The sequence below is a fragment of the Mesorhizobium sp. M1A.F.Ca.IN.020.03.2.1 genome, assembly GCF_004023205.1.
Lineage (GTDB): Bacteria > Pseudomonadota > Alphaproteobacteria > Rhizobiales > Rhizobiaceae > Mesorhizobium.
Map to the genome: position 1 here is coordinate 1 of NZ_RZSV01000233.1, position 8,384 is coordinate 8,384.

Annotated in this window: 12 protein-coding genes and 1 tRNA gene; 7 read left to right on the top strand and 6 right to left on the bottom strand. The window is 61.1% G+C overall.

What is annotated here, in order from left to right; all coding sequences use genetic code 11:
* Both EOA79_RS26360 and EOA79_RS26365 read left to right on the top strand, forming a co-directional pair.
* The coding region (locus EOA79_RS26360; RefSeq protein WP_128293433.1) for a YcbK family protein at positions 1–619 on the top strand (619 nt) is incomplete at its 5' end.
* Positions 620–756: 137 nt separating this feature from the next.
* Positions 757–831: transfer RNA gene (locus tag EOA79_RS26365), tRNA-Glu, on the top strand.
* A 181-nt stretch (positions 832–1,012) separates the two neighbouring features.
* On the opposite strand, the gene EOA79_RS26370 is transcribed toward EOA79_RS26365, so the two are convergent.
* Positions 1,013–1,411, bottom strand: coding sequence for a hypothetical protein (locus EOA79_RS26370; RefSeq protein WP_245322496.1), 399 nt, complete (start codon positions 1,409–1,411; stop codon positions 1,013–1,015).
* 622 nt (positions 1,412–2,033) lie between these two features.
* Entirely contained in the window at positions 2,034–2,207 is a 174-nt protein-coding gene (locus tag EOA79_RS33000; protein ID WP_164747630.1) for a hypothetical protein, read from the bottom strand.
* Between the two features lie 332 nt (positions 2,208–2,539).
* On the opposite strand from EOA79_RS33000, the gene EOA79_RS26380 reads away from it, so the two are divergent.
* Entirely contained in the window at positions 2,540–2,722 is a 183-nt protein-coding gene (locus tag EOA79_RS26380) for a hypothetical protein (RefSeq protein ID WP_127325767.1), read from the top strand.
* A 342-nt stretch (positions 2,723–3,064) separates the two neighbouring features.
* A complete protein-coding gene (locus EOA79_RS26385) occupies positions 3,065–3,751 on the top strand; it encodes an aspartyl/asparaginyl beta-hydroxylase domain-containing protein (RefSeq protein ID WP_095826126.1) in 687 nt (228 codons plus the stop codon).
* A 4-nt stretch (positions 3,752–3,755) separates the two neighbouring features.
* Here EOA79_RS26385 and EOA79_RS26390 read toward each other — a convergent pair whose 3' ends face one another.
* From EOA79_RS26390 to EOA79_RS26400, 3 genes are all read right to left on the bottom strand, one after another.
* Complete coding sequence (locus EOA79_RS26390) at positions 3,756–4,061, bottom strand: DUF982 domain-containing protein (RefSeq protein WP_095826127.1); 306 nt, start codon at positions 4,059–4,061, stop codon at positions 3,756–3,758.
* A gap of 186 nt (positions 4,062–4,247) precedes the next feature.
* On the bottom strand, positions 4,248–4,484 hold the full coding sequence (locus EOA79_RS26395; RefSeq protein WP_095826128.1) for a hypothetical protein: 237 nt from the start codon (positions 4,482–4,484) through the stop codon (positions 4,248–4,250).
* 115 nt (positions 4,485–4,599) lie between these two features.
* A complete protein-coding gene (locus EOA79_RS26400; RefSeq protein ID WP_245479165.1) occupies positions 4,600–4,944 on the bottom strand; it encodes a hypothetical protein in 345 nt (114 codons plus the stop codon).
* Between the two features lie 260 nt (positions 4,945–5,204).
* Here EOA79_RS26400 and map point away from each other — a divergent pair, with 260 nt between their 5' ends.
* Positions 5,205–6,032, top strand: coding sequence for a type I methionyl aminopeptidase (map, locus tag EOA79_RS26405; protein WP_067325367.1), 828 nt, complete (start codon positions 5,205–5,207; stop codon positions 6,030–6,032).
* 58 nt (positions 6,033–6,090) lie between these two features.
* On the opposite strand, the gene EOA79_RS26410 is transcribed toward map, so the two are convergent.
* Complete coding sequence (locus EOA79_RS26410) at positions 6,091–7,023, bottom strand: LysR family transcriptional regulator (protein WP_095826129.1); 933 nt, start codon at positions 7,021–7,023, stop codon at positions 6,091–6,093.
* A gap of 95 nt (positions 7,024–7,118) precedes the next feature.
* Here EOA79_RS26410 and EOA79_RS26415 point away from each other — a divergent pair, with 95 nt between their 5' ends.
* Positions 7,119–7,691: an NAD(P)H-dependent oxidoreductase gene (locus EOA79_RS26415; protein ID WP_095826136.1), complete on the top strand. Its 573-nt coding sequence runs from the start codon at positions 7,119–7,121 to the stop codon at positions 7,689–7,691.
* Between the two features lie 3 nt (positions 7,692–7,694).
* The coding region (locus EOA79_RS26420) for a DMT family transporter (protein ID WP_164893955.1) at positions 7,695–8,384 on the top strand (690 nt) is incomplete at its 3' end.

Consider the following 8,384-nt stretch of genomic DNA (forward strand, 5'->3'; position numbering starts at 1 on the left):
GCCGCCGACAACGCCGATCGTCACCCTCGCCTCCGCGACCCCGGGCGACAAGCCGGTGCAACTGGCTTCCCTCGGTGACGACAGCAGCAACCACATCACCGGCGCCGATGCCTTGCCCGGCGTGCGCCAGACGGCGCTGTTCGAGATCAAGCGCAAGTCCGGCATCGACGACGAGAGCGACGTCGATCTCAACGAGGACGAAGGCGGCGGCTCCTACCAGGTGGCGTCGGCCGCCGGCATGGCAAGGCTCGCGCCCAACGGCCTCTTGAGACAGAACGAAAGTGTCGACGTCGCCTGCCTGAAGCCTTCGCTGGTGCGCGTGCTGAAGACGATCGAGGGTCATTTCGGCCGCAAGATGATCGTCACCTCCGGCTATCGCGACCCTGCCCGCAACCGCCGCGCCAACGGCGCCAAGAACTCGCTGCACATGTACTGCGCCGCCGCTGACATCCAGGTGCCCGGCGTCTCCAAGTGGGAGCTGGCGAGCTATGTGCGGTCGATGCCCGGCCGCGGCGGCGTCGGAACCTACTGCCACACCGAATCCGTCCATGTCGACGTCGGCCCCGAGCGCGACTGGAACTGGCGCTGCCGCCGACGCGGCGGCGGTGGCGACAACTGAGCGGCTTACCTGCTTCGGTCGAACTGTTTCCGGTTGCCAAACATGCGTTTTGCAGGCTCGCGAAAAAAGTTGTCGCATGTGGCGGCAGATGGGTTGCCGGTTGCGAACAACGCAATTATAAGCCGCTTCGTCTGAGCGCGCCCATCGTCTAGCGGTTAGGACACCGCCCTTTCACGGCGGTAACAGGGGTTCGATTCCCCTTGGGCGTACCAGCAGATGTCAGCGACTTAGCACCCTCTTCCGGCAAATCATCCAATAACGTCAAATAGCGACTGCGTATTTCGGCCGACGGTGACCGCGAAATAGGCCCGCTCTGCGAATCCGTAGCGGCTCGTGTCATCCGGTGGCGCTTTTCATAACGTGAACGCCTTCCAGCGCTCCTCGAGTCAGACATTATGGCTCAAGCAGTGCGAAACCATATAGCGCCCACAACTGCTCACATTCTCTCGCCCTGAGGCTCGGTGTTCCTGCTTTTCCGTAAAACACCATCGCTCCGCGAACTCCGTATCCAAGCACGGATGCATTCGCAACGAACTGGATAGCTTCCCCCAGGCGCATGGTGCCGATCTTGGCATCAGTCTTGTTGGCGAGGTCGACGACTCCAAGGATCTCAGCGTCAGTGTTCCTGGCTTCGAGAACAGCATCCGAAGTCGCACTGGTGACGCAAAAAGGCATCGTATTAGCCTCTGCTAATAATAACAGCGAACTAACGCGTCTTGTTCCCGAGGATCGACAGGCCCGGCCACCGAGGTCGCCGGGAATTGCCTCGTATTTTAGCAACATCTGAAACAAAGGGATTTCGCGAGCGTTTAAAGCTCCACAAAGGAGCTTCGACGATGGACCCGGCTACGGCAGCGGTGATGGTTTTGCTTTTGTGCAGCCCAGGCGAGGCTTCGATCTGCAAACCGCTTAATACGGCGCCTCGGGTTTTCGCCTCCCTCAACGAATGCCGTGCCTCATTGGCAGATGAACTCGCCGGCGCTCCTAGCGGAAGAATGGTCGGCCGATGCCAGGTGATCGATCCGACCATCACGGGCTCTTTGCCAGCCGGCTATACGACAGTTACGATTACGCGCGGCGAGAGCGTTGTCAGGTATATTGTTCCGCACAAGGAATAGCCGGGCCACCTAAGCAGCCGAGCCTGGTCCGAAGAGTATCGATCAGCAGCCCGTCTATTTCCGCCGCCAAACATTCGCCTCCCGAGCCAAGACGAAGCAGTGGAGTGGTCGATATCAATCCGGTAGGGATCGCCGTGCAGGGTTTCTATCGGGTGGGCTAGGAATCGCGCAGCAAGATCGACTTGGGCCAGCTTCGCCTTGACCTCTGCGGCTCGGTCGGCGATGGCATCGGCACGCTGCGGATTTGTCCTTCCTGCCCAACAGGCGGCTTGAGCCGCCTCTACGCTGAAATTTCGTCAGATACCGTCCCAAGTGTTGGAAGAAAGATACTTGGTGGTCGGCATAACTGCCCAGCCAAAATCCATTTGCATTTCGCGTGGCGGGCCGTTCAGCATCCGCGTCGTTTTTTGGGCATCATGCGCATATTTCAGGGCCGCTCCCATGCGGTTGAGCGTTTTTAAAATCGACATGGCTCATCATCCTTCCATGTGCCGAAGCCGTCCCGCGAGCGATCTTCGGCTGCTTTCGATCGGTACTAGATGGTAGATGATTGTTTCCGCCGCGTCGCACGCAAGCTCACGGGCTGTAACCAAACAGTTGCCCCTGAAACGCTCGCACACAACCAAGCTGGTCAGAAGGTTTTGAGGTGATCGGAGTTGTCCCAGGCATCCCACGCACAGGGAGCGTGTGCCGTTGCCTCCTCGAAACAAAGCCGAAATTGCGCACCATCAGATCGAAACATGATCGCTGCAAAAACGGCGTTGACCGGCACTGCCGGAAATCAGAGCAAAGGGAAACTCAAATGACCAACATTATTCGTAATGCAATTCTGGCTACTGTCGCGGTTTTCAGCTTGTCCGGTGCGGCTTATGCTCAGCAGCAGACCATCACTTCTTGCAGCAATCACGATGATTACTGGAGCCAGTGCCTGGGTGCCGCAAACAACGGCCACCAGAGCGGCGGCCGCGGACACGATCGCCACTGATTGACGATCGGGTTCCAACAAATGCCTCGCTGGCAAGTTGCCGGCGGGGCTTTGTGCGTTCTGGCAACCTCTTTGATCACAGGACGCCGCGCAGCGGCCCAATCGCCCCCGGTGTGTCCTGAGGTGCACGACGGCGGCTGCAGCCGACCAGCCGCTGGCGCTGAGACGCCACGATCGACAGCACGACGCCCGAAGTCATCGAGGCGTCACGACTGGTCCGCAGATGACATCCAAGACGCGTGATACAAAACCGAACGTCTGGCTGACGCCTCGGAACAAATCTCCGTGACCCATAGCTGAAAGCAATCGTGCACTATATTATAACATGGTCGAGGCGATGCGATGTCGAACGTCTACGATCTTGGAAGCGATCTGGTGCGTCGTATCTATGAAAAACGCATAGATGCACCGGCGATTCTTGATGCCTCCACGCATTTTCCCAACGCCACAAAGTTCGCGGCCGTCTGGCAGAGTATTCGCGATGAAGCGCTGTCGGTGCAACTGAACCGGGTGCCGCGTTTTCACGACATCATGCCGGAACAGGCCGAGATTTCGGCCAATGACGGCCTCGATTGGCGCATGTTCGTGCTCAAGGCTTACGACATGACGATCCCGGAAAACCTTGGGAAGATGCCTACCCTCAGCCGGTTGCTGTCGGAGTGCCCCGAGGTCAAATCGGCGGCTGTTTCATTCCTGGCGCCGCGCAAGCACATCCCGCCCCACCGCGGCCCCTTTCGCGGCATCATGAGATTTCATCTCGGCCTTGTCATTCCGAAACTGGCGGACGGCCGCCCGGCAACGATCATGATGATCAACCACGAGGAAAAGCGGATCGCCGACGGCGAATGCCTGCTGTGGGACGACACTTTCGAGCACGAGGTCATGAACAGCGCCGATCAGGCGCGTATCGCCTTGTTGCTTGATGTGTGGCGCCCGGATATGCCGCTGGACATGGAGATCCTGTCCAGGTTGATCGTTCGCGGCGTGCAGGTGGGAATGCACTACAGAGGGGTATCTTTCGCCGGTTGACGCGTCACGCCCTCGCTTCGCGAAATCCTCTTGCGCTGCCGCCGCGCTTCAGCGGCAACATCATGTCCCTTGCAAGCAAACCGCTGACGCGGCAGAAGGCCATGAAGGCCCGGCACGCTTCCTCGGCGCTTGCCACATCGACCGTCGCGCCGAAGCAGGAGTTAAACGCGGCGTCATAAACCTTGCCCTGCCGGCGCTTCGGCCAATTCTGCAGGAAATCGAGCGCCTGCTCGACGCTGTAGATTTCCTCGACCGGCAGGCCAGGCGCGGGCGTGATGCGCACCGGCACCTCGAATTGCAGTCTGTCCATTCCCTGTCTCCCGAACTGGCGAAGTCGGAGCGACGCCGTTCGTTCTGAAAAGTTCTTTGACCGGCTTTTGACGCAGGAATGTGACCTCAGTGCGGTGCGGGCCCGGCGACTGCCGCGGCAGATCGGCGCTCTGGCCACATCGTTCGACCGGGCGATGCAACCGGCATCGCCCTGTCGAGGTTGCGTCTACCGGTTCGCCGGGTCCCTCTCCGCCTCGTAGGCCATGCGCGAGACCACCATCAGCAGATTGGCGGACGGCACGGCGAAGATGACGCCGAGCACAATCGCCGCCGTCCCTTCCACACGAAGCGTTGCGGCTACAGCCCAATAAACGGTGCCTATGCAGATAACTGCCTGGACGGCGAGAAACGCGGCTGCCGAAGCAGAGCGCGTGAGTGTCTTGAATGTCTTGATACGTTGCATCGAGAAATGTCCAATGGGCGCGCCACGCAACCTGCCGACGGCCGATAGCCGTCGCCAGGTCGCGGCGCGCAAGGAATAGTTGAGGTGAGGAAGCTGCGGCCAGCGACCGCCTGACTCAGGCGGTTGGTGGCGCGCGGGGCTGATTGGGATGCGAGAGCGGCGCGGCCACAAAGGGAGGCGCGATGCCGGCCTGCGCCGGCAAAGCCCCGCCAGCGACAAGGAAATCGGATGCGGGAGCGAGAATGCCGGGATTGCCGCTGACGAGCTTTACCGGCAGCGGCCGGCCGGCGCGGGCTTCGAGGGCCTGCGCCTTGCCGGCGATCCTCAGCCAGGCAAACGTTTCGCCCTGCCGCATCGCGCTGATGCCGGCGCCGCGCGGGGCAGACGCTGTCGAGGCGGAGACCTCGGCCTGGCGAAGCTCACCAGCGCAAGCGCAAGCAGCGCCATCAGGGCCGAGCACGCGGTCCTGCTTGGCAGCAGCGTCGATCTTGCGCGTTCCGGTGCCGTCAACGGGCGTAAATCTCCTGAATCCTGACCCGGCTACCTCAAGGGATGGTGCAAGGAAAGCTTCGCGACACCCAGACGCGCCCGCCCAGCGAATATTCCCTCGGCAAACCGGTTGCAGGCACTTCGTCCTTGAACCTTGCGGCTTCCAGTGCCAAATCTGGAGAAAATTTCCGCACCGGCTCGCGTCAGGAGCCAACCCGCGAACGGACAAGAATGGTTACCTATCTCGACGCCGCAACGGCCCCCTTGAGAAACACCGGCCAGATCCGCCTCTATGGCGAGGAAGGGTTTGCGGGCATGCGCAAGGCCTGCGATCTCACCGCGCGCTGTCTCGACGAGCTTGTGTCGATGGTGAAGCCCGGCGTCACCACCGAGACCATCGACCGTTTCGTCTTCGAATTCGGCATGGATCACGGCGCATTGCCGGCCACGCTCAACTATCGCGGCTACACCAAATCGTCCTGCACTTCGATCAATCACGTGGTCTGCCACGGCATTCCCGACAACAAGCCGCTCAAGGACGGCGACATCGTCAACATCGACGTCACCTACATCCTCGACGGCTGGCACGGCGATTCCTCGCGCATGTATCCGGTCGGCACGATCAAGCGCGCCGCCGAGCGCCTGCTCGAGGTGACTTACGAATGCCTGATGCGCGGCATCGCCGCAATCAGGCCGGGCGCTCGCACCGGCGCGATCGGCGCCGCTATCCAAACCTATGCCGAGGCCGAGCGCTGCTCGGTGGTGCGCGACTTCTGTGGCCACGGCGTCGGCCAGCTTTTCCATGACGCGCCGAACATCCTGCATTACGGCACCGTCGGCGAAGGCGTCGAGATGCGGCCCGGCATGATCTTCACCGTCGAGCCGATGATCAATCTCGGCCGCCCGCATGTGAAGGTTTTGTCTGACGGCTGGACGGCGGTGACGCGCGACCGTTCGCTGTCGGCACAGTACGAGCATACGATCGGCGTCACCGATAGCGGCTGCGAGATCTTCACGCTGTCGCCAAAGAAGCTCGACCGCCCCGGCTTGCCGGATTAGTCTGCCGCAGGCACGGCATCGGCACGGTCTGATGTCCATAACAATTGGCGAGGCGCGCCTAGGCTGGAAGCCCGGCAGTATCACCAAACCCGGCTCCGGCCAGAAGCGCCGACCTGAGGCACCTGGCTGCTGGCAGCAAGGGTTTGTCGAGCCGTCGGGCAAGATAGACCCAGCTCTTCGTTGTCCCATTTTCACCAAGCGCAGCGGCTGAAAGCTGCACGAGCCGCTCTTCGACAAGATCCTGCTCGATCAACCAAAGTGGAAGCCGCCCCCAACCGATGCCTGCTCTGATCAACGCCAGTTTCGCCTCTTGGCTACCCACCCGCCACTTGCGCTGGGAGAGCACGCCATAGTCGCGGCCATGGGAGCGAGGAGAAGGGCCCATCAGGACGATCTGGATGTGATCGGCCAGCTCTGGCGTACTCACCCGGCCTTTCTTCGCTATCAAGGCCAGAGCGTGCCCAGCACCGACGACCGCCGCCATCGACAGCGGCGCGAGGGAATCGAATTCCAGGCGCGGATCGCGCAGGTCTTCGCCCACCGTTATCGCGAGGTCGACCGTGCCTTGCAGGAGGCAATCGATCGGTTCCCCAAGGGTACCTATCTGCAACCGGACGCCAACCGTCGGATAGGTGGCGTGGAGGGCTTCAAGAGCCCTGCCGACGGCCGGCAATGGAACAAGCGTGTCCACCATCAGCGCAAGCTCGATTTCAATGCCGCTGCCCATACCCTGCGCCTTCGCGCGCAGCAGATCGGCGCGTAGAACCAGCGAGCGACAGTCGTCCAGCAGGGCCCGTCCGTCCGAGGTCAAGGTCGGCCGACGAGTCGACCGGTCGAACAGGACCGTCTTGAGTTCGGTCTCCAGATTGGCAATCGCGTGGCTTACCGCCGACTGGGCGCGACCGAGCCGCATGGAGGCCAGGCGAAAGCTACCCGCGTCCGCCACGGTTAGGAACATCCGCATCTGATCGAGAGTGAGCGCGTCGAGCATGATCGATCAATTAGATCAGAAAGCGCCAACTTTTAGCAATCCCATCGATCGTCCCGATGTGTCATCAGTTTCCTGGCCTGAGACAGGAGAGCGAAGTGACTGAACGGCTCAAGCTCGCAGCGCTGATCGGCAGCACGCGGGAACGACGCTATGGCGACAAGGTCGGACACTGGTTTGCCCAGGAGGCGCAGAGACTGGGCGATTTCGAGCTTTCCCTCATCGATGTTGCAGACATTGATCTGCCCAGCCGGCACTTGGCGGAGCCGACACCGGCGATGAAGGCATTCACGAGTAAGCTCGCCAAGGCAGACGCCTTCGTTGTCGTCACCCCCGAATACAATCACAGCATGCCCGGTCATCTTAAGCACGCTATCGACCAGGCTACTGAAGAGTGGCACGCCAAGCCGGTCGGCTTCGTTTCATACGGTGGCGTTTCCGGCGGGTTGAGGGCCGTCGAACATCTTCGGCAGGTATTTGCCGAGCTCCACGCCGTCACCGTCCGGGACGCAGTAAGCTTTCACGGGGTGTGGGAGCATTTTGCCGATGGTGCGGGCCCGCTCGATCCGAAGCGCAGCTCCGGCGCTGTCAAAACCATGCTCCACCAACTCAAGTGGTGGGCTCTTGCGCTGAAGGAGGCGCGTTCGCGCGCCCCCTATACCGTAGGCTAACACATGGATTCGCAACGCATCATTGCAGGCGCCCTCATGACCATAGCCATGACGCTGGTCGGATCCGGCGTGGTGGCCTCGAAAATCATTGCCGGCGGCATGCACCCTTTCCCCGCCGTTCCCCTGCGTTTCCTGATTTCGACGCCGATCCTCTGGGGACTCGTCTTCCTGACAAGCACGCCGCGGTCGCGGCTCTTGGCAAAGGAATATATGATTGTGATGATTCAGGCGGCCGCGGGCAGCGCCGGCTATAGCATTCTAATGATCCTCGCCTTGACCTTGACGACGAGTGCCAATGCCAGCGTCATCCACGGCCTTTTGCCTGTATTGGCTGCCCTCGTTGCAACGCTGGCCTTGAAGGAGAGGCTTGGCGCCAAGCTATGGATCGCCGTCGGCGCTGTCACGGCAGGCGCACTTCTTGTCAATGTCGCCTCTGCCAAGGGCTTTGGCCTCGATCTGAAGCTGCTGGCGGGTAACCTGCTGGTGGTCCTCGCTGTTTCCGGCGAAGCACTGTTTGCTATCCTGAACAAGAGAATCAGCAAGCCGCTGGCGCCGCTCTATCTCGCGGCGCTGATGAGCAGCATTTCACTGGTGCTGACCTTGCCGCTCACCGCTGCCCTTGTCGCGTTTAGCACCGTTGCAGCAGCACCTGCCGCCCTATTGGCGACAGTCTATATCAGCATTTTTCCCACC

Bases quoted from the DNA above. Each gene is read 5' to 3' on its own strand.
- EOA79_RS26380 (WP_127325767.1), top strand. From the start codon at position 2,540: ATGACCAACATTATTCGTAATGCAATTCTGGCTACTGTCGCGGTTTTC.
- map (WP_067325367.1), top strand. From the start codon at position 5,205: ATGGTTACCTATCTCGACGCCGCAACGGCCCCCTTGAGAAACACCGGC.
- EOA79_RS26410 (WP_095826129.1), bottom strand. From the start codon at position 7,023: ATGCTCGACGCGCTCACTCTCGATCAGATGCGGATGTTCCTAACCGTG.
- EOA79_RS33000 (WP_164747630.1), bottom strand. From the start codon at position 2,207: ATGTCGATTTTAAAAACGCTCAACCGCATGGGAGCGGCCCTGAAATAT.
- EOA79_RS26395 (WP_095826128.1), bottom strand. From the start codon at position 4,484: ATGCAACGTATCAAGACATTCAAGACACTCACGCGCTCTGCTTCGGCA.
- EOA79_RS26385 (WP_095826126.1), top strand. From the start codon at position 3,065: ATGTCGAACGTCTACGATCTTGGAAGCGATCTGGTGCGTCGTATCTAT.
- EOA79_RS26390 (WP_095826127.1), bottom strand. From the start codon at position 4,061: ATGGACAGACTGCAATTCGAGGTGCCGGTGCGCATCACGCCCGCGCCT.